The organism is Cutibacterium avidum 44067 (genome assembly GCF_000367205.1).
GTDB lineage: Bacteria > Actinomycetota > Actinomycetes > Propionibacteriales > Propionibacteriaceae > Cutibacterium > Cutibacterium avidum.
Genome location: NC_021064.1, coordinates 557,579 through 577,987 on the forward strand (window position 1 = coordinate 557,579; position 20,409 = coordinate 577,987).

Annotated in this window: 20 protein-coding genes, 1 tRNA gene and 2 pseudogenes; 18 read left to right on the top strand and 5 right to left on the bottom strand. The window is 64.4% G+C overall.

What is annotated here, in order from left to right; translation table 11 throughout:
* Positions 1–23 precede the first annotated feature (23 nt).
* From PALO_RS02580 to PALO_RS12460, 15 genes are all read left to right on the top strand, one after another.
* Positions 24–959 carry a prenyltransferase/squalene oxidase repeat-containing protein gene (locus tag PALO_RS02580; protein ID WP_015582294.1) on the top strand — a complete coding sequence of 312 codons (936 nt, stop codon included), beginning with the start codon at positions 24–26 and terminating at the stop codon, positions 957–959.
* A gap of 1,441 nt (positions 960–2,400) precedes the next feature.
* Positions 2,401–2,583, top strand: a complete 183-nt coding sequence (locus tag PALO_RS12760; protein ID WP_015582295.1) for a hypothetical protein — start codon at positions 2,401–2,403, stop codon at positions 2,581–2,583.
* Positions 2,584–2,673: 90 nt separating this feature from the next.
* The gene (locus tag PALO_RS02595; protein ID WP_015582296.1) at positions 2,674–3,663 is read left to right on the top strand and encodes a hypothetical protein; all 990 of its coding nucleotides are present in this window, start codon (positions 2,674–2,676) and stop codon (positions 3,661–3,663) included.
* A gap of 61 nt (positions 3,664–3,724) precedes the next feature.
* Positions 3,725–4,273 (top strand): hypothetical protein, encoded by a 549-nt coding sequence (locus PALO_RS02600; protein WP_015582297.1) that lies wholly within the window; start codon positions 3,725–3,727, stop codon positions 4,271–4,273.
* Between the two features lie 99 nt (positions 4,274–4,372).
* Positions 4,373–5,398, top strand: a complete 1,026-nt coding sequence (locus tag PALO_RS11530; protein ID WP_015582298.1) for a hypothetical protein — start codon at positions 4,373–4,375, stop codon at positions 5,396–5,398.
* A complete protein-coding gene (locus PALO_RS02610; protein ID WP_015582299.1) occupies positions 5,395–6,411 on the top strand; it encodes a hypothetical protein in 1,017 nt (338 codons plus the stop codon). Before PALO_RS11530 ends, PALO_RS02610 begins: the two co-directional genes overlap by 4 nt.
* Positions 6,398–7,870 (top strand): ATP-binding cassette domain-containing protein, encoded by a 1,473-nt coding sequence (locus tag PALO_RS11845; protein ID WP_015582300.1) that lies wholly within the window; start codon positions 6,398–6,400, stop codon positions 7,868–7,870. Before PALO_RS02610 ends, PALO_RS11845 begins: the two co-directional genes overlap by 14 nt.
* Positions 7,854–8,741, top strand: a complete 888-nt coding sequence (locus tag PALO_RS02620) for an ECF transporter S component family protein (RefSeq protein WP_015582301.1) — start codon at positions 7,854–7,856, stop codon at positions 8,739–8,741. The genes PALO_RS11845 and PALO_RS02620 overlap by 17 nt, the downstream gene beginning before the upstream one ends.
* Positions 8,738–9,880 (top strand): AAA family ATPase, encoded by a 1,143-nt coding sequence (locus tag PALO_RS02625; protein ID WP_015582302.1) that lies wholly within the window; start codon positions 8,738–8,740, stop codon positions 9,878–9,880. Before PALO_RS02620 ends, PALO_RS02625 begins: the two co-directional genes overlap by 4 nt.
* Positions 9,881–9,882: 2 nt before the next feature.
* Complete coding sequence (locus PALO_RS02630) at positions 9,883–10,770, top strand: DUF58 domain-containing protein (RefSeq protein ID WP_036909997.1); 888 nt, start codon at positions 9,883–9,885, stop codon at positions 10,768–10,770.
* Entirely contained in the window at positions 10,754–11,260 is a 507-nt protein-coding gene (locus PALO_RS02635; RefSeq protein WP_015582304.1) for a hypothetical protein, read from the top strand. Before PALO_RS02630 ends, PALO_RS02635 begins: the two co-directional genes overlap by 17 nt.
* A complete protein-coding gene (locus PALO_RS02640) occupies positions 11,251–12,222 on the top strand; it encodes a VWA domain-containing protein (RefSeq protein WP_015582305.1) in 972 nt (323 codons plus the stop codon). Before PALO_RS02635 ends, PALO_RS02640 begins: the two co-directional genes overlap by 10 nt.
* Positions 12,219–13,169, top strand: a complete 951-nt coding sequence (locus tag PALO_RS02645; RefSeq protein ID WP_015582306.1) for a vWA domain-containing protein — start codon at positions 12,219–12,221, stop codon at positions 13,167–13,169. Before PALO_RS02640 ends, PALO_RS02645 begins: the two co-directional genes overlap by 4 nt.
* Positions 13,166–13,981, top strand: coding sequence for a hypothetical protein (locus PALO_RS02650; protein ID WP_015582307.1), 816 nt, complete (start codon positions 13,166–13,168; stop codon positions 13,979–13,981). The genes PALO_RS02645 and PALO_RS02650 overlap by 4 nt, the downstream gene beginning before the upstream one ends.
* Before the next feature lie 327 nt (positions 13,982–14,308).
* Positions 14,309–14,566: a hypothetical protein gene (locus PALO_RS12460; RefSeq protein WP_174266623.1), complete on the top strand. Its 258-nt coding sequence runs from the start codon at positions 14,309–14,311 to the stop codon at positions 14,564–14,566.
* A gap of 165 nt (positions 14,567–14,731) precedes the next feature.
* Here PALO_RS12460 and PALO_RS12285 read toward each other — a convergent pair.
* Positions 14,732–14,989: pseudogene (locus PALO_RS12285) on the bottom strand (hypothetical protein); the annotation flags it as partial.
* Positions 14,990–15,151: 162 nt separating this feature from the next.
* On the opposite strand from PALO_RS12285, the gene dcuC reads away from it, so the two are divergent.
* Positions 15,152–16,519, top strand: coding sequence for a C4-dicarboxylate transporter DcuC (gene dcuC, locus PALO_RS02660; RefSeq protein WP_004808826.1), 1,368 nt, complete (start codon positions 15,152–15,154; stop codon positions 16,517–16,519).
* A 75-nt stretch (positions 16,520–16,594) separates the two neighbouring features.
* Entirely contained in the window at positions 16,595–17,470 is an 876-nt protein-coding gene (locus PALO_RS02665; protein WP_015582309.1) for a MurR/RpiR family transcriptional regulator, read from the top strand.
* On the opposite strand, the gene PALO_RS02670 is transcribed toward PALO_RS02665, so the two are convergent.
* The 4 genes and pseudogenes from PALO_RS02670 to bcp form a co-directional block, all read right to left on the bottom strand.
* Positions 17,460–18,620, bottom strand: a complete 1,161-nt coding sequence (locus PALO_RS02670) for a lyase family protein (protein WP_238137837.1) — start codon at positions 18,618–18,620, stop codon at positions 17,460–17,462. The two genes, PALO_RS02665 and PALO_RS02670, sit on opposite strands and share 11 nt — an antisense overlap.
* A gap of 6 nt (positions 18,621–18,626) precedes the next feature.
* Positions 18,627–18,824 (bottom strand): annotated as a pseudogene (locus PALO_RS12765) (lyase family protein); the annotation flags it as partial.
* A gap of 222 nt (positions 18,825–19,046) precedes the next feature.
* Positions 19,047–19,128 (bottom strand) — tRNA-Leu (locus PALO_RS02675).
* 51 nt (positions 19,129–19,179) lie between these two features.
* Positions 19,180–19,665, bottom strand: a complete 486-nt coding sequence (gene bcp / locus PALO_RS02680) for a thioredoxin-dependent thiol peroxidase (protein ID WP_015582311.1) — start codon at positions 19,663–19,665, stop codon at positions 19,180–19,182.
* Between the two features lie 83 nt (positions 19,666–19,748).
* On the opposite strand from bcp, the gene PALO_RS02685 reads away from it, so the two are divergent.
* Entirely contained in the window at positions 19,749–20,315 is a 567-nt protein-coding gene (locus PALO_RS02685; RefSeq protein WP_004808822.1) for a DUF3618 domain-containing protein, read from the top strand.
* The last annotated feature ends 94 nt before the right edge of the window (positions 20,316–20,409 follow it).

The window sequence follows — 20,409 nt, forward strand, 5'->3', positions numbered from 1 at the left end:
CGCTCCACGATCAAGGAGTGGCCATGGCAGTAGAAGCAACGACGACGTGCAAGCGTGTGGTGGGCCCGGTGGTGGCTGCCGCACTGATGGTAGGCGCAGTGGGGGTGACGGCGGCCCCCGCCCAGGCAGCTCAGACGTCTGGGCCCGCCGATTATGCCTCCCAAGCCCAGCAGGCGGCCGACTACATCGATAGTCACCAGGCCGATCTGACCAAGGGCAAGTTGGGTCCGCAGTTGGATGGGGCTCTGGCGTTGGTGGCGGCTGGCAGGAAGGATTCGCCCACCCTCAATGCGGTCAAGGACAACATCAAGACCCAGGGGCCGAGTTACTGCACTACGACGAATGTGGGTGGGTGTGCGAAGGTGACGATCACTCTGCTGGCTCTTGGTGAGTCGACCACCTATGGCGGATTCGACTATGCCAATCCGGTGACCTCGGCGTCGAAGTTCAATGAGTATGCGACGAATCAGGCGCTCGACATGATTGCCCTGGAGCGGTTGGGCAAACCGATCCCCAAGGCGCTGTTGGACAAGGTGACCAAGTATGCGACCACGACTCCCCAGTGGGATGACCCGGACACCGATGGTCTCACGCTCACGGCCCTGTCTCATGTGGAGTCTCCGGACAAGCAGAAGGCTGTCACGAGTCTTGTCAAGCGTCTCGACGCCGACAAGCAGGATGGTGCCTGGGGCTCCAAGGGCAAGGGCCCGAATGTGAACACCACCGCGTGGGTGGCTGCTGGTCTGGACCGGGCTGGAGATGCGGATCACAAGGCGCAGGCTGTGGCCGGCCAGAAGTGGCTCGTGAAGCAGCAGCAGACCGACGGCTCGTTCACGGGGTCCGTGAAGACTCCCGCAGGGAAGATGATGGCGACGACGCAGGCGGTTCCGGCACTACGTCAGCTGGCCTCTTACGACACGGTGGGTGCCAATCAGGCCAAGATGGTGCAGGTCCACTGATCGGTGATGGTCCAGGTCATCTGTGACCGGATGCGTGTGGGGGAGGGTAGTCCCACTACCCTCCCCCACACGGTTCATTCTTCTTCGGTCACGGGGCTGGTGGATTTGAGTTGTTGGCATGGGAGGCTTGATGAATCGGCGGCGCTGGTGGGCGTTGGTGTCGGCTGTTGCTGTCGCGATGATAGGTGCGTTGTGTGGGGTTGGAGTGCCGGGTGCAGTGGCGTCCGGTGATGAGGATTCTCGGCCGTCGAATGGGGAGTTGGGGGTGTATCCGGATCATGGCCCCTCGCGGCAGACGTTCCTCGACAAGGGTGGGCGATGGCGTGATGGCTGGTGCCGCAGGGGTGAGGGGTATTCGGTCGTCGTTGACGTTTCTGGTGCCCCGGAGGATTATCGTGGTGACTTGACGCCCACCCTTGAGCATGTCAAGAAGTTTGGCCCCACGGTGGCCGATGGCTGGATCGTACGCTGTCACGAGGGCCCGTACGGAGCGAAATCGTCATCACCATACACGGGGATGGACTGGCTTGATGTAGCCGAGTCGGTGGGGCTTGAAGGCCATCGAGTCTTCTCCCAGGATGACCTTACGACTGGATGTAGGGGGGGTGTTCCTGTGTTCGAGATTATGCATGTGCGAACGCGGTGTTTGACCCGCGATATATATGATATATATAGATGGAATTTTGCTTTCGGGATTCGGCCGGACGCCTCTGGTGATTTGTCGGGTGGGTGGCCGCCGGATGGTTCCGCAGTGGACGATCCGTGGCCCTCGGCTGGTGCCGGTAACAGAGTCCTTCCCTTGGACGCCAGTGGTGATTTACAGAAGAGTGATGTCGTGGATGGCGCCGTTGTATACATAGAATATGGTCATGAAGATAAGGACTGTTTTCGAGGGCAACCCGACATTGACGTTTCAGAGCGAATTGATTATGTGTGTTTGGGTGAGGCGGCGCGGCATCCGAGGATGTATCCGGGGCATCCGGAACGAACACTGATTCCTCAGTATGGTGTGGATGAGCCCAAGCCTGCTCCGACGCCGAGTGAGGATCCGCGGCCGCAACCTTCTGCTCCCACGGCTGGTCCCACGCGGGATCCGGGGTCGGGGAACGGGCCGCATCCGCACAGGCCGCGGCATACTCGTAGGCCGACTCCTCCCGCCAGGCCGCATCCTGGCCAGCACCATGATGGTTCGAACGGTCGTGGTGGTTCGGCTAGGGCTGGTCATGGTGGTGTTGTCCGGCGTGGGGAGATGCATGCGGGTGACCGGGTGAGCTCGCAGGTGCGCAAGGCTGCGCGTACACCGTCCCCATCGGCTCCTCCGCCCACGTCTGCCACACCGTCGGTGTCCGCGTCCCCGTCGCCCTCGGTGTCTCCATCCGCCACACCGTCTCCGTCGGTTTCGGCTGGGGTGGTGGTGTCGCCGTCTCCTGGTGATGGTCGGGTGTGGGGTTCTGAGCAGCAGGGTCCCTCGGCCTCGGATGGTGCTCGTCGTCGGGTACCTGGCTGGGCGTGGGGCGCCGGTGCGGGTGTGTTGCTGGCTGCCGGTGTCGTGGCGTGGTGGGTGACGCGGGGTAGGCGCCGTGACCGTGAGGACGACGAGGTGGGTACCGACCTGTTCGAGTGAGACATCCGCACGGCGGGGCGCATGTGTGTTTTGTTGTTCGATGAAGGTTGCCACACGTGAAGGACATGTGTGGGTGAGAAAGGTGAATCAATGGGCAAGACGATGATGAGGTGGGTGACGGGGGGTCTGGCTGCTGTGATGGCGGCTGGCGGTCTCGTCGTGCCGGCATGGGCCGATGATGATGTGGAGCAGATTCCGACGGCGTCGGCGGATCAGTGGCATCCGGGGTGGTGTGCCAAGGGTGAGGAGGGGTACTCGGTTCTCATCGATTTCGCGGCGTTGGATCCGAAGGACCGGGGGGATTTGAATCCGGCCACGACCACGTACACCGATGCGCATGTCAAGGATGGCTGGTTTGTGCGCTGTCACAAGGGTTTGGAGCCGGTCAAGTACGCCAAGGGTCGTGATTTCAACTTTGAGATGGAGCCGGCGAACTGGGCGGCGAGTGTGGGTATTCCCGGGACGGTGGATCCGAATGGGTGGGCCAGTTTCTTGGGGATCAATTTCTACAGTGATAAGACCTCGTCTGGTGATGGGATTACGGCCTCGGGTGTGACGGTGGTGCCTGGTAAAGATGGCAAGCTGCCGTTATGGCCGGAGAAGGTTCACAATGATGAGGATTATCCGGGCAAGCCGGCGGATGTGGGTTGGCGCCCGTTGCCGGAAAAGCCTGTTAAAGGAATGGCTGTGGCCATTGCTCTTTACCCTGATGGGTATGCGGATGATCCGAATGATCCTGACAAGGAGTTATATTTCGCTGGCGACAACCCGAACCGGCCCGAGCACCGGCCCCAGTACGCTGACGCTCCCGCACCGATCCCCGAGCCAACTCCGACTGTGGTACCGACTCCGACGGTGAGCCCTACGCCCACGGTGTCCCCGACCGGCACCCCGACGTCCGAGCCGACCCAGACTCCCACGACAACACCGACCCTGACACCGCTGCCCACCCCGAATGCCTCCGTGGACCCCACCAACTCGACGGTGCAGCCAACGGAAGACCGAGATGGTCACGGTGCCGCCCCGGGGACAGATGGCGGGTCAACGACTACCCCAGCACTGCCCGCCACCGGAGCCTGACCAGACGACGGTGGGTGGGACACCCGTAAACGTGTCATCTGTTGTGAAAGGAAGAGATGCAATGATGACAGAGAAGAAGATGGGAATGTCGACGATGAGCCGACGGATCGCCGGCCTGCTGGTCGCGGTGCTGCTTGCCGCTGGTGCCGTGACCGGAACGGGGGCGGCCCAGGCAGCTGGGCCAGCCTCCGGGCCGGGATGGCATGACGGAGCCTGCGCTGCCAATGAGGGGCAGACGGTCGTCGTGGACCACCGAGACGACCCCAAGAGCCAGAAGCCGATCATCCCGGACAATTGGAAGGCCAAGCCGGGGATTCTGGTGCGGTGCAATGTGGGTGGCCAGTGGGCCAATTCCGATGGTGATGGCCGGACCGAGCCGCTCAAGGCGGTGGGGATCACGTATGCCCCGAAGGACGGTGTGAGTCTCATCGACACGGTCAACGGTGTCAAGGACAATGAGGATTTGGGAAAGTACTGGATGTATTCCATGGCCTCCAAGCCTGGCGGGAAGTGGAACATGATGGTGCCGACACCGGGTAAGAACACGTGGGTGGGCGTGACCTTGGGCGGAAAGGAAATTCCGTCGATCGACCCTCCTGTCAAGAAGTAAGTGAGTAGCGGAAGGGGATCGGCGAGGTCTGGGGGTCTCGCCGATCCCCTGCGTCATGCCCAAGCTTGTGCGACTGGAGGACTACGGGGGGGATGGATCATGAAGGTTCGCAGGACGATGTGCCTGGCAGCTGCCGTGGTGATTGTCGGCGTGGTTTCATGGCCGGTGGTGGCCCAGGCCGGCGATGGTGTCTCGGCCCAATTGTGTTCGGATCCGAACTATGAGTGCACCGTGAGCATGGATGGACGTGATGCACGGGAGGTGTCCTATTCGGGGGTCGACGTGACCGGGAAGCCGGGCACCCGGGTGCGGTTGGCGGCCTACTACGTGCGCACCGACGACCACGGCAAGCTGACCAAGCTGGAACGCTTCGCCGTGGCTGACAAGCCGGTGGCCGTCGGGGACACCGGAATCGTGGGCACCAGGTTGGGATTCCCCACCATTCAGGATGATCCGGCGAAGATACCCAGCGCATGGATCTTCGTGGGGCCCGATGACGTGACCTTGGACAACCTCGACACGGCGGCAGGCAGCTTCGTGCCATACGGAACGTTGAAACCCACCGTGCTGGGGGACGGCTGGGGCCTGGAGAAACCCGTGGGTCAGACGATTGGGATACGCACCGTCGGGTCGATGATGACGGGGCAGTACCAGATCGAGTACCAGGACGATGCGGGACACTGGGTGAACGTGACCAAGGCCCCGAAACCGGAGACGGACAAGTTGGTCAGCGGTGAACTCCCGGTGACTATGGTAGGGGATTCCTCCGACACGGCCCAGGTGTGGACAGACGACCCCTCCAAGCCGGTCGACATCGGCTACCAGCTGCCACGCGGGATGAAGCATCACCGCTACAAGATGCGGATGACCTCCTATGGCGGTGACGGGTTGATCGTGGTCCACAGCTGGGACGTCGTTCCCTCGGACCACCCCGTGCAGGCCCCCTACAAGGGCACGTTCCGCGAACCGCGCCACAGGGGCGCGTCGAGTCTGGCAGGAGCCGAGGAGAGGCATCCGAGCAACCGAATCGTGCAGGGGGCCGTTGGTGCAGGAGCCGTGGTGGCCGCAGCGGCGATGGCCGGTGCCGGATGGCGAGGACGCCGAATCATGAGAGGACGAGCATGAAACGCGTGCATCCCCTGACGGCCCTGCTGTGGGTCGTCTCGCTGGTGGCCGTGGCGTGGATGGCAGATCAACTCGTGGTGTCACTGACGGCTCTGGTGGCGCTGTGCGTGGTCGCGGCGGTGGCAGGTGGTCCCCGACGAGCCGTGTGGCGGCCTGTCCGCGAGATCTGCGTGGTGCTGGTCGTCATCTGGGCACTGCTCCTGGCCGGTGTGCTGGGTCATGTGACGACCACCGGCGGCATCGTGGTGACGTTGCCGTCCATCCTGATCGGCAGCCAGCAGATCGGAGGTGTCGTACACGTCGGCCCGACGCTGAACGCCGCCAATCATGCCGTGCAGGCGTGTGTGGCAGTGGTTGCCGGGGCGGTGCTGGTGCAGTTGCGCCCCGCCCACGACTGGCTCGACCTGGCCATGTGCTGGCTGGGCCGGGGAGCGCGGGTGATGGCACCAGGGATGTGCATGGCAGAGGGCGTCTCGGTGGCGGTGGCCGATCGGGTCCGGCTGCGCCGCGGCGGCCTGCGCACCTCGCGTCTGCAGGCTCTGGTCGACGGCATCGATCGTGGTCGCGAGATCGAGGATCGATGGGAGGAGGCCCGGCTTGTGAGATCGCCACGGTCCTGGTGTCGGGTGCTGGGGGTGGCCGGCACACTCGTCGTGCTGCTGGCGTGTGTCCGTCAGACCATGACGGGTTGGACGCTGTGGCAGGTTGCCGCCGTGGACCCATACTGGGACCGTGCCCTGATGACTGTTGCCGGTTTGTGGGCGCTGGCTGGTTTGGTGGTGCTCATGGTGTACGGGCTGCCCGGGGTGGGACGACTGCGACTGGTGGACGTCGCCCTCGTCCTCGCGGCCATCGCAACGGTCGTGGCATGGCTGGTTCGGGGGTGGACGGGGGATGCTGCTGCGTTGACGACGCCCAGCGGGATGCCCGTCGTGCTGTGTGCCGCCGTGGTGCTCGGTGCGGTCGCCGTGACGGTCACCTTCAACGCTGGAGGCCGACGTGCTCGAGGTTGACTCGATGTGTGTGGACGTCTCCCGGGTCGGCCGGATCCTGGACGACGTCAGTGTGTGGGCAGGGCAGGGAGTCACCCTCGTCACGGGCCGCAGTGGCTGCGGATCGACGACCCTGTTGCGTCTCGTCGCAGGGTACCGGGATCGGCAGGTGGTGCGCCGACGGGGCGTGGTCCGACTGTCTGGGCGGCGGATCGACCAGATGAGTCGTGCCGAGCTGCGTCCCCTCCTGACGATGGTGGGGCACCGTCCGCTGGGAGGGAGGATAGATCCCGCGAACCTCGGAACCCATGACGCCGAGCTGCGCAGCACCATTGAGGAGCTGGGACTCACCCAGTGGTGCGACACACCAGCGGCACGGATGCCGGCCTGCGTGGCGGCCCGCATGGCACTGGTCGAGGGCATCGCCTCCGAGGCACCGGTGCTGCTGCTGGACCAGGTGTTGGCACCCATGACGTCGGTGTGGCGGTCTCGTGCCGCCTCCTGCATCGCCCGTGCAGCCCGGGCGGGTCGGATCGTCGTGTGGGCCGAGCATGCCCTGGAACACGCCCTGGGAGTCGCCGACAGCGTCGTGGAGATCGTCGACGGGCACGTCCAGCAGACGGCTGCCCCGTCGTGGTCGTCCAGCCAGCTGCCCCCGACGCCCCTGCAGCAGATTGCTGCCCGATCGGGTGAGCAGTTCTTCACCGATCCGGCCCAGGCCCGCGATCTTCTCGCCGCGGAGGCGGTCACCGCGATGTCTTGTGCCCACCCGCAACAGTCCGAGGGGCCGATACTCACCCGCGTGGACCCGGCGGGCCTGCGGCTGTCCGGCAGATTGGTTGACGTGCGTGCCGGTCAGGTGCTGGGGGTCGTGTCCCACGACCCGGTCCAGGCGCATCGGGTGGCACGTCGTCTGGCTGCCACGGTGAACCCGTCTGGTCCCGGCGATCGTCTGTTGCACACCCTGCTGCGTCAGACGAGTGTGCGGCGGGCCTGCGAGCTGGTCGACCGTCGATCCGATCGCTCGGTCGGGGCGAGCATGGAGCTGGCCGACGAGGTGCTGGGGCCGGTGGGTGCGCGTCGCGGTGTCGAGCACGGCGAGGGCCAGCAACGTCTGCTGGCCGACGTGTTGGCGTGCGCAGGTGGTGAGGTCGTGCTGTGGATCGACCCGGGATGGGCGGTCGACGCCGCCAGCGGTGATCGTCTGGTGAAGGCGGTGCGGCAGCGGGGGGCGACCGTGATCATGGCGTGTCGGGACGTCGACCTGGTGGCCCGATGGTGCGATCGGGTGCTGGTCGTCGATGAGCACGAGGTCGTCGCCGACGGACGCCCCGGCTCCGTGGTGGACGATCTTCCGTGCCCACCCCAGGTGGCCCAGGTGTTCCCCGGCTGTCACGTCGTCAGGGCGACCGATCTGACCCTGGTCCCGGGGGCCGATGCCGTTGCGGAGGGAGGTCGGGCCCATGCGCAACTGGTGTAGTGGAGTCGTCACGGCGATACTGGCCGTGACGACCGGGATGTGGCTCGCCATCCCGCTCATCGACTCGATGCGAGCGGGGACTCGACAGCAGGCCACCGTCGAGGCCCAGGCGATGACCGTGTTCCTCACGGCCGGTCTCGTGCTGCTGGCGGTGTGTCGATGGATCGATGACGGCCGTCGGGTCTGGCGGGTCGGGCTGCTGGTGTGCCTCGTCGTGGTGAATTCGCTGGTGCGGGTGACGATGTCGCCGCGGGTGTTCGGTGTGGAGCCGGTGTTCATCCTGCCCTTCCTGGTCGGGGTGTCCGCAGGGCCGTCGGCAGGATTCCTCGTGGGAGCCGGATCATGTCTGGTCTCCAGCATGCTGGTGGGCACGGTTGACGCGCCGCTGCCCGGACAGATGCTGGCGTGGGGGCTCACCGGGCTCATCGGCTCGGTGCTGGTGCGGGTGCCGACCAGACCGGCATGGCTGGTCTCGTGGCCACTCGCCGTGCTGTGCGGCCCCGTGCTGGGCGTGATGCTCAACCTCATCGGCTGGCCCACCGACGAGGCCGGTACCGTCGGGCAGGACAGGTCCGACGCCTTCGTGACCGGCCTGTCGAGCACGCAGACGATCCAACGGCTCGTGCGCTACTCGGTGCGCACCTCAATGGGGATCGACCTCACCCGTGGCGTGTGCACCCTGCTCGGCGTCATCATCATCGGCCTGCCGACGATCCGGGCGCTGCGCACCGCCTGGGGCAGTCCCGACCGGCGCACCGACGAGGCCCCGACAAGCCGCAGCACACCGATCAGTTCCGAGGCAGTCGAGCGACGAGAACAGGCAAGGACAAGGACGAAGGCATGGTTCACGAACCAGGAGGACACAGCGTGAGCGCAGAGACGACCAGAAACATGGCGAAGGCGGGCTGGACGGCAGGAAACCGTCCCCGCCGCAGCGAACCTGACAGACGTGGCGAGTTCGGCGGACACGGTGGGCTCGGAGGAAACGGCACGCCCGTCGCGAGGGGCGAGTCCAGCACGACGGGGTCGAGGATCGACCCTGCAGAGGTGGACCGGGCACGTCGTCTCGTCAAGACGATCTCGCGAGCCTTCGACTCCAAGGTCGTGGGTCAGGAGGCATTGCGCACGGCACTGCTCGTTGGACTCATCGGCGGGGGTCACGTGCTGCTGGAATCGGTGCCGGGCCTGGCCAAGACGCTGGCAGCCTCCACCCTGGCCTCCACCGTCGATGCCAGCTTCTCGCGCGTGCAGTGCACCCCCGACCTGCTGCCCAGCGACATCATCGGCACCCAGGTGTTCAACCCCGGCAGCAGCACGTTCACCACCGAGCTGGGCCCGGTGCATGCCAACGTCGTGCTGCTGGACGAGATCAACAGATCCAGCGCCAAGACGCAGGCCGCCATGCTCGAGGCCATGCAGGAGAGGCAGGCGACGATCGGGGGCAAGACGTACCCCATGCCCGACCCGTTCCTGGTGCTGGCGACCCAGAACCCCATCGACGAGGAGGGCACCTACGTCCTGCCCCAGGCGCAGATGGACCGTTTCCTGCTCAAGGTGATCGTCGACTACCCCTTGCCCGCCGACGAGGTGGAGATGCTGCGCCGCCTCAAGTCCGGCGCACTCGAGTCACGCACCGTGTCGGCAGTGGTGAGTCGCGACGACGTGCTGTGGCTGCAGGGTCTGTCGCGACGTGTCCACGTGGACGAGTCCCTGCTGCACTACATCGTCCAGATCGTCCATGCGACCCGGCACGCCGGCGACTACCTTCCCCAGGAGCAGGCCCGCTACCTGGAGTATGGTGCCAGCCCACGTGCCACGATCGCATTCGTCGAGGCAGCCTGTGCCCACGCACTCATGCACGGACGTGACCACGTGATCCCCGACGACGTGCGGGCGATGCGCCACATGATCCTTCGTCACCGACTTATCCTCACCTTCGAGGCCGTCGCCACCCAGGTGCCCGTCGAGGAGATCATCGACGGCATCTTCGGTGCCGTGCCCACTCCCTGACCGTGGCGTACCTCACAGCTGTCCAAGGGCGCCTGGGACTGTACCCGAGGCGTCTGGTCATGGGTCTGCTCGACGGCCAGTACGCGTCGATGACCACCGGGCGCAGCATGGACTTCGACGACCTGCGCTCCTACGTGCCCGGTGACGACGTCAAGGACATCGACTGGAAGTCCTCGGCACGTGCCGGGGAGCTGCTCATCAAGAGTTACCGGGCCGAGCGCAGGCACACCCTCGCGTTCGTCGTGCCGAGCGGTGGATCACTGGCCAGTGCCGCTACACTCACGCACTCCAAGATCGACGTGGTGCTTGCCACCATCGGGGTGCTGGCATGGGTGGCGTGCCACCAGGGCGACTACGTCACGGTCATCGCCCCGGGCAAGGACGGTCCGAGCGTGGCGCGACCGTCGTACCGGGACACACAGATCGAGCACATGCTCGCCGGACTCGACGCCGGATGCCGCCTGGAGACACCCGATCCCGATCTGGTGGAGCTGCTCGACCTGACCGCCTCGGGGCTGCGCCGTCGTTGCATCGTCGTTGTCGTGCTGGACGACTGGGATCCCCGTCCTGCAGACGTGGATGCCCTGGCGAGTCTGTGCGCCCGCCACGAGGTGCTCGCCATCGAGGTGTCCGACCTCGACCTCACCGATCCGGCCCTGGCCACCGTGCCAACCCGTGACCAGGCAACCGGCCGACCCATACCGGGATTCGTGGCCCGGGACCGGCAGGTGCGTGAGCAGGCCGTGGCCGCCCAGCAGGAGCGAGCCAGGCGCCGCGGCCACACCCTGGATCGGCTCGGCATCATCCACGAGTCCGTTGCCGACGTGGACGACTCGGTTGCCGCGATCGTCCGACTCCTCGAGAGGATGCGTCATGCCTCCCGTCACTAGTGCCTCGCCAGGATCGTTGCCCGTCCTGGACCTGTACCCGCCCGTCTCCCACGACTCGAGATGGTGGTGGGTGGTCCTCGGTTGCCTGGTCGCGGTCGCAGCCGTGCTGTGGGGGTGTCGCCGCGTCCTGACGAGAATCGACGTCGCAGCCATGGCAGAGGGACCGGCAACGCTGGAGACGATCCGTGCCACCGCATTGCGAGACCTTGATGCCGCCGAGGGCGCCTACCGACGTGGCGAGCCAGACCGTACCGTGTGTCGAGGCATCAGCATGGCCCTGCGCAGGTTCGCCGCGCTCGCCTGTGGCAGCGACCTGGACTACGAGGGGTTGGACGAACTCTCCCGTCATGCCGAGGAGGATCCGCGGCTCGATCCGGTCGTCGAGGTCGTTGAACGGTGCTATGCGGTGGAGTTCGACCCGAGGGGCCACGGCGTCGATACTGACGAATTGCTGGCCGATGCCGTGAGGACGGTGCGCTCATGGACCTGATGTGGTGGTGGATGTGGCCGATCGTCGTCGTCGCGGCCGCTGCGACGGTCCTCATCGGGTTGGTGCTGCGCCGTCACGAGGGCGTCGAGCGGCTTGCAGTGGCGCATGCCGACCGACTTCGTGCCCTTCCTGCTTACCGGGACCACGCCCGGCGGCGAGTGCGATGTCTGGTGATAGCGGTGGTGTGTTGGGGAGTGGCCGTCTGCGGAGCCGGCCTGGTGGCCGCCAGATTGCAGGGGATCGACGATGATGATCGTCAGATACGCACCCGTGACGTCATGCTGTGCCTTGACGTGTCCGGCTCGATGGAGGGGGTGGACCGTCAGGTCATCAACACCTACATCCAGCTGGCCGACCACATCAGCGATGACCGGATCGGATTCGTCATGTTCGATTCCTCGTCGGTGACGGTGTTCCCCCTCACCCATGACCGTGACAGTGTCAAGGCCGGGCTGGAACAGGCCGGAGAACGGCTCGGTCGGGCAGATCTTGATCCGGGGGTGCGATACGGCCCAGGCGGCTCGCTGGTCGGCGACGGCCTGGCTTCCTGCATCAGCAGATTCGACCAGCTTGACCAGCCCCGTTCTCGAAGCATCGTGCTCGCCACCGACAACATGGTTGCCGGGTCTTCGGTCTACACCGTGCCCCAGGCTGTCGACTTGGCTGTGAAACGCCACATCATGGTTTTCGGCATCGTGCCCGCCAGTGACGATCCCGGCTACCGGGCGGCTCGTGACGAGCTGCACCAGCAGGCGTTGCGTACCCACGGCCAGACCTTGACGATCCCCTCCGATGGGCAGGCCGACACGGCAGACGTTGCCCACCGCATCCAGGCCCAGGCCAAGAAAGCAGTCATGGCCATGGCCAGCCATCGCTCCTACGACATGCCCTGGCCCGGGGCCCTCATGATCGGCGTTGGGGGACTGGGGGCCATGATCGCTCGACGACGGGAGGAACGATGAGCTGGCATCCTCACCCCATCGCGGTGGCACTCGCTGCCATCATGCTCATCGTCGCCGTGTGGTTCGGTGTGCAGGGCCGCCACACTCGCGGCAGGACCGCCACCACGATCCTGGACATCCTGCTGGCCGTGCTCGTCGGGCTCATCGGCCTGCACCCGGTGGTGGGCGAGTCCGGTCGTCAAAGTTCAAGCGTGGACGCCGACATCGTCATTATGGTCGACACAACTACCTCGATGGCGGCCCGCGACAACGGGAACAAGACGCGTCTCTCCGGGGCCATTCGCGACATCGCGCAGCTCGCCTCGGTCTTCAGGGGTGCCCGGTTCACCCTCGTCACCTTCGACAACGAGGCCCGGGTGGCGGTGGCCTCGACCACCGACACCGGCACGATCGTCTCCGCAGCGAACTCCCTCACCTGGCGTGAGGACACCAAGGGCACCGGCACCGACATCGGTGTGGGGGTGCCCACCGCCGTCGACGCCCTGCGGAAGGCCCGAGAATCGGCGCCTCAGGCCACCAGGATGGTCTTCTACCTGGGCGACGGGGAACAGACGGCTACCAAGGCCCCCGGCTCCTTCGCAGCACTCAAACCTCTGGTGACCAACGGTGCCGTCTACGGCTACGGCACCGCCAAGGGGGCACCGATGGCCCGCTCGGCCTTCGACTCCAACGACGTCACCTACCACGGTCGCAAGGCCATCTCCCACGCCGACCACACCACGCTGACCAGCGCCGCTCGTCAGGCGGGTCTGTCGTTCGCCGCTCGGTCACCCGGCAGGACGCTCACCCCGCCCCAGATATCGCTGAACCGCACCACCCATGAGGAGCAGGTGAACGCGGGTACGGACCTGGCGTGGATCCTCGGCCTCGTCGCTGCGGCCGACGTCGCCGTCCAGCTGACCATGAGCGCTCGCCAACTGCGCCGGGCACGAAAGGACATCCCATGAGAGGCCCTCGCCACACACGTCAGACCGATCCGCGACGCTCCTGGCGAGAGGTGATGAGCCAGAGCCGGGCTCGCCGGGCACGCCGGCTCACCGTCGGGGTGACGGCGCTGCTCGTCGCCGTTCTCGTGCTCACCGCGTGCCGACTCGCCGCCACCTTGGTGTGTGACCGGCTCGGCAGCGGGGCCTTCACCTCCCAGCAGTACGACCAGGCCGAGCGCTATTTCGGGGCGAACATGAGGTTCAACGTCACCGAACCGTGGATCGCCAGCTACGACCGCGGAACGAGCCGGGCTGCTGAGAGCAAATACGCCGACGCCGAGAAGGATCTCCGTACCGCCCTCGAGCTGGCACCGGAAGGGCAGAGGTGCCGGGTGGGTATGAACTTGGTGTGGACCATGGAGGAGTCGACCACGATGCAAGGCCTTAATCGGGGGTCTCCCATGGCGACCGTCAGCACATTGAAGGAAGCCAGAGCCATCACACAGCGTCTCAGGTGCCATGGCAGAACCACTGCGCCCCAGTCGCACGTGCGGCAGACCTCAGCTGATCAGAAGACCGAGCAGTCCACCACCATGAAACGCCTTGACCAGGAAATGGATCAGGCACAGCAGGGCTCACGGTCCCAGGAAAAAGAGCCACCCAAGACGAAGGATTCCGAGCAGCAACGGCAGAAACGTCTGTTCGCAAGGAACCAGCAGGCTCTCAACGAGCAACGCCGTAGCAGCCAGGACCAGAACGGATCGCCCCAGCATGCTCCGAGCGCGTCCACGCCCCGGACGGCCGGTGGAGTCCCCGATAGAAAGGGTTGGTGAGATCTGCGGCGTCGCCAGAGCGTAGCCCCTTCTCTTGAACGGTGCTCATCAGACTCATTCTGTGTCTTGGCGGGGTTGCCTCCGGCGTGCCCACCACACCCCTGCACCCAAGGCGATGACCGCCACGATCACGCCGATGGTGGTGAGAGGACCCGATCCGTGCCCCCGTTCGGGAGGCATGGCGGGTGGTTTGCGAGCGGTGGTGATCTGTCGAGGAGGGACCCCTTTCCCGGTGCCCCATCTCCACCCCTCGACGGAGCCTGCGACAGGGTGATACTGCGCTGCCCCCTTCGAGGAGAACGTCCACCGATCCGAGGGGGAGGTGGCGTGCCAGTACGACCAGAATTGACGAGTGGACTTGTCATAGCCGCCATGCGAGCAGGCGTCCTCGGGACGGCCCTGGAGCTCGCAGACGAGGCCGGGCTGGGATGGCGGCTGGCGAACATCGACGCCGATCTGGTGCAGGGCATCCATGCCGTCGGAGGGTCGCTGCGCGCACCCCGCAGTGAGGGGTTCGTCGGGCATGTCCACGACCACCCACACTCCATTGTGAGCGGTGCAGTCGGCCGCCGTCGTTGGCGCTGAAGCTGACGGAGTTGGTTGTCCGAAGGCAGCCGGAGCCGGTATCCAGCAGGCCATCACAGTGGCCAACGCGATGACGGTACGAGATATCGCGGAAGCGCAAGAGTTTGTGTGAACTCGACGAAAACACATCATGGATCCAATATCTCCCAACACATCGTGACCAGGTGAATCCGGGGTGCGCTGGAACCCTGGTGTCACGATGATGAGAGGGGCCTTGCGCTCTGCTGTTGCGGTGTCGGGTCGGAAAAGATCGGCACTGGCCACTGCTCCGTCCTTACCGGGGATCATGAGGCCTTGGACACTGATGTGGCCGCCGCCAGTCTGGACGAGGCTTGATCCGACAGCTCCAACCACGATGAGTAGGAGACAGATAAGGACATGTACCGCTGATCGTGATCGTCGCATCGCGGTTGCTGAGTGCATCATTGCTCCTTGTTGTTGGTTCCTGTGGGCACGGACTGCACAGGAGGCGGCAGTGCCATCGAAAGCGGCGTCACCAGCTGAGGCAATGTTAGTATTGTTTCTGTCAACGTCGATGACGTAGTTAAAGTTTCATAACGGTGATGGGTTGACGAAGGAGTCATCATGACAGCTGTGCTGGCGGTGTGTGCACTGCTCGTGACGGTTGCGGCCGGTTGGTTGCTGGTCAAGAGATACAAGCCAGTGCTGGTTTTGCTTGGAGCCGGACTGTTGCTGCTGCTCATCAGGGTGATTCTCAGGCCTTCGGTTCCGCTGCTGGAAGGCAAGGAGAGTTCTGGCAGCGTCTGGTTCGACATCGTCGGGATGATCGAATCCATCGCGAAGGATCAGCTCACTGGCGTTGGACTCATCATCATGGCTGCCGGTGGTTTCTCGGCATACATGAATCGGGTGGGGGCCACGGAAGCGCTTGTCCGACTCGTCATCACCCCGATCACCAAGCTGAAGCAGCCCTACCTCATCCTCGTGCTGGCCTACGTCATCGGACAGCTCTTGTTCATGGTCATTCCGAGCGCCGCCGGTCTGGCCATGCTGCTGGTTGTCGTCATGATGCCGATCATTGTTGCGGCTGGCGTGAGCCCGGCGGCCGGTGCCGCCGTCATTGCGACGACGAGTGCCATGCCCATCGGACCGGCCACTGGAACCGAGATCCTGGCCGCCCACACAGTCGGTCTCTCTCCTGCGGTGTACTTCGTCAAGCATCAGCTGCCCGTGGCAATTCCGACAATCATCGCGGTTGCCATCACCCATTTCTTCGTCCAGCGCCGTCTGGATCGCAAGGGTGAGGACGAGGCCGGAGAACGCAGTGATGAGCACAAGTCCTCGGGCCGCGTGGCGCCGACGTGGTACGCCCTCTTCCTGCTCCTGCCGATCATCCTGTTGGTCGTCTTCAGTCCGCTTGCTGTCAAATCCATCCAGCTCTCGACGGTGTCAGCGTTCCTGCTGGTGTGGGTGCTTGCCGTCATCGTCGAGCTCATTCGTAACCATGACCGTTCTGCAGTGCTGACCGACGCGAACACCATGTTCGTCGGCATGGGCAACATGTTCGCCAAGGTGGTGTCCCTCATCATCACGGCGCAGCTCTTCGCCGAGGGCCTCAAGCAGGCCGGCGTCATCAAGTTGCTCGTCAGTGGGGCCGAGGGGATCGGTCTGCCGTTGTGGGGAATGGCGATCTTGTTCACCCTGGTCGTCGGTCTGGTGACCTTCCTGACGGGTTCTGGCGTCGGGTCCTTCACGTCCTTCGCATCGCTGGCTTCCGGTATCGCCAGCGGCTTGTCAGGCAACGCGACGAACCTCGTGACACCGATGCAGTTCGCCGGTGGCTTGTTCCGCTCGGTGTCGCCCATCTCGGGTGTGGTCATCACGGTGGCTGGAGCTGCCGGGATCTCCCCGATGGCCGTCGTGAGGCGGACTGCGCTCCCGACGCTCGTCGGTTTCATCGTCATGATGGCCTCAAGTCTCATCCTCATCTGATCCACGGGTAATATTCATGGCTGCTAGGGCTGCGTCGGCGGTCCTAGCATGCTCTCAACCGCGGAGGAGATGACGATGGCTGAGTCGACGGGCTCGGCGTGCGACGGCCTGTACGCCCGGTTGGGGGAGTTGCAGGCGATGACGCCGACTGATGCTGTCATTGCTCAGTATTTTGAAGATTCATTTCCCCATCTGGCTCTGGAGAACCTCGACGAGATCAGTGCTGCGACAGGTGCGTCAACTGCGTCCGTGACCCGTTTTGTTCGCAAACTCGGGTACGCCAGTTTCCGTGACTTCTCACGCAGCCTCCGCGACGAAGTGGCCGTCAATTTCGATCTTCCCAGCGATCGCACCACGAATGGCCCCACCATCAATGAGCCCGGGGCGATGTGGCGCTCCAAGATGGATGCTGCTCGTCGCAGCATCGACGTCGGCCTCAATTCCATGGACGGGGAAGCTTTCGATCGCGTCGTCGAGGTACTTCGCGACGATTCACGCCCGCTCTACCTCGTTGCGGCTGCCAGCGGCCATCCGCTGCTCGATTACTTCCAGATGTTGGTGCGTTACTACCGTCGCGAGGTCGTCCTGTTGGAATCGACGGATCGGATGGCCCATCAGCTCATCGATCTTCCCGACGACGCCATCCTGCTGGCCTCGGTATTTGACCGGCATTCGCGGATGGTTGAGTCGGTCCTGCGGATGTTCCATCAGCGTGACATGACGACGATCCTGCTGACGAACCGTTCGTCGACCCCGATGCGTCGTTACGCAGATCATGTCCTGCTGGTCGCATCGGAATCCTCGACGGCCTTCCGCTCCCGGGCCTGCTATCTCATCCTGTTGGAGTCGCTGGTGGCCGCCTTGGCCCCTGCAGACCCAGAGATGGAACGCTCGCGGGTCGAGAGGATGCAGGAGCTCTTCGACGAGCTGGGAGTCTTCATCACTCCGTGACACCGGTTCCAGTGTGCGGCTGACCAGCAGCAACACGCCGTGACAGTTCCGCAGACAGACCGGTGTACGACGACGGGTCGGACAACTCGTCAAGGTCGATGCCATCAAGTTTTTCGGCGATCTCCGGTCGGGCCTCGACGAACTCGCGCAGGCTGGTTCCGGCAGCTCGATAAGCGGCTGAGAATTCCTGGAGGAGGTCGTGTGCTCCTTCGTGACCCAACCGCGATGCAAGCTCCATCATGATTCCCTCGCTGACGAGCAGAACTCCTTCGCGACGGGCATTGACGTCGAGCTGGCCGGCGTTGAACTCGAGCACGTCGAGGAGTTCGAGGAGCTTCTGTCCTGCTCCGTCGACCGCCGCGAGGATGCGGGGGATGGCGTCGCGTTCGACCTCGAGCTGACGATGGTCTCGCTCAAAGTCGCCAGGGGGGTTGGTGAGGACGGTCGCGGCGGCACCAGCAGCCATACGAGCGGCTGCCGTGATTTTCATCGTGGAGAAAGGGTTGCGCTTCTGCGGCATGGTGCTCGACCCGGACAGATGGGGGTCGAGGGCCTCAGCGGCTTCCTGGAAGTCGGTGCGCTGCATGTCGTAGAGGTCCTCGGCGATCTTCGCGAGGGTCTGGGCGTGGATGGCAAGGTTACATGCCAGCTCGGTGAGTCCGTCGCGGGAAGAGTGCCAGGCGATGAGCTCGCACACCAGACCCAGCTCCTTTGCGACTCCCATGGCGACGGTGGTGCCGTGTTCCCCCATCGAGGCATAGGTTCCAGCAGCTCCCGAGAACTGCACCAGGAGACAACGTTGCCGGGTTTCGGTGAGACGATCACGGGAACGTTCGAGATCGGCGGCCCAGCGGGCGAACCGCATTCCGAGGGTGGTGGGGACGGCATGCTGACCATTGGTGCGTGCCACCATGAGGGTCTTGGCATGGACGCTGGCAAGGTCACGGATACGCGCCAGGAGCTTGTCGGCGCAGTCGTCGATGAGGTCCAGGGAGTCCCGGATCTGGAGGCCGCGGGCAGTGTCAAGGATGTCCTGGGTGGTGGCACCGTAGTGGACCCAGGGACGGCGGTCGTCGTCAAGGGCGGAGCGCAGCGCGTCGAGGCCAAGAGCGAAGGGATTGCCCGTCCCCCCGCCGAAGATCTGCTCCATGGCGGCATCGGTGGCCTGAGCTTGCTCGGTGATACGAGCCCCGGTTCCCTCCGGGATCATGCCGATCGCGGTCTGGACTCGAGCCAGTGCAGCCTCGACGTCATACCAGCTCTGCACTGTCGATCGTTCTGACCAGATCTCGTCCATCTGGGCTGTGACGTAGCCACGGCGGGTGATCTGGTTGTCGAAGGCTCCGAACGCCATTGTTTGCCACCTTTAATAACTAGCTGGGGTTGAAAGTTATTTTACAACGATGACGGGATGGGGGCATGCGGTTCGTCGTCATTGGTGCGTTGCGCTGGCCGACGTGGGAGGTCCATGGGCTGTCTCAGCCCTGGTGGAATGAATCGACGGTTACTTTCGCCCCTGCCAACGAGACGCCGGTACGTCTCTGCCGTGGTGACGACGACGATGTTCGTCACACGGTGCCGGAGAAGGGACTCGAACCCTCACACCACAAGGTACAGGAACCTAAATCCTGCGTGTCTACCAATTCCACCACTCCGGCATAGGGGGCGTCGCGGCCCCCGGGCCACCGCAGGCCCTCGGTCTTCCCGAATCAGCAGTCGATCTTGAGCTCCCTGCAGAGCTTGTCGACATGGCCCTTGGCCCGAACATTGTACTGGGCTTCAATGATCCTGCACGAACCGTCCGCACCGACATCGACGACGAAGGTGGAACGGATGACCCCAACAATCTCCTTACCATAGACGTTCTTGGGTCCGTAAGCGCCGTAAGCCTTCATGACGTCCTTGTCCTCGTCGGAGAGCAGGGTCAGCGTCAAGGACTCCTTGGCGACGAATTTCTGGAGCTTGGCAACCGGGTCGGGCGAGATGCCCAGTATCTCGTAGCCGGCGCCCTCGAAGTCGTCCAGATGAGTCGTGAAATCGACGGCCTGAGTGGTACACCCAGGCGTCATGGCTGCGGGGTAGAAGTACACGATGACTTGCTTGCCAGCGAAGTCGGAAAGGGTGATCTGATTGCCGTCAGCGGCGGGCAGAGTGAAATCAGGGGCCGCATTACCGGGCTCAAGACGGGTGCTCATGGCCTCAACGATATAGGCTGTTGCCAGACCAGCGCCGCGCCTACGTCGGCGCAAAGCGCAGACACGGCACCAGGAGGGGTCACATGGCTGATAGCAAGTCGAAGGCGAAGGACGAGCGCTCCGCTGATGAGATCAGGCGGGACATTGCAGCGACTCGTGCTCGTCTGGCGGCCGGGGTGGAGGGCCTCGTGGAGGAGGTGCATCCGGCCACCCTCAAGCGCGAGGCCACCGATCGCGCCCGTGACTACGTGCAGGGCGAATTCGAGCAGGTCAAGGGCCAGGTCAAGGGCGAGCACGGCTGGCGGATGGATCGTATCGGCATTGCCGGGGGTGCGCTCGCTGCCGGCATCGTCGGCATCATCGTGCTGCGCGCGATCGTCGGTCGCGCCACCGGAACCACTGCTCGCCGCAAGCTCGAGAAGTTGCAGCTCTCCGAGGCCAAGCGGGTTCGCAAGGAGGCCAAGCAGCGTCGCAAGGACGATGCCAAGGCTGCCAAGAAGAACGCCAAGCTCGGTAAGAAGAATGCCAAGAAGTACGGCAAGCTCGACACCGATGACTCGTCGGTGAGTAACCTTGCGGAGAAGATGCTGAAGCAGGCTGCCGTGCTGCGTGCACAGGCCGCTGCCGAGCGTGAGGAGGGTGCTGCCTGATCGATCGGTTCGGCATGAGCTGATCGACCGCACCGATCCAGTATCAATTCGGCCCCGGTCCGTCGTGGACCGGGGCCGAACTATGTTGTGTCCG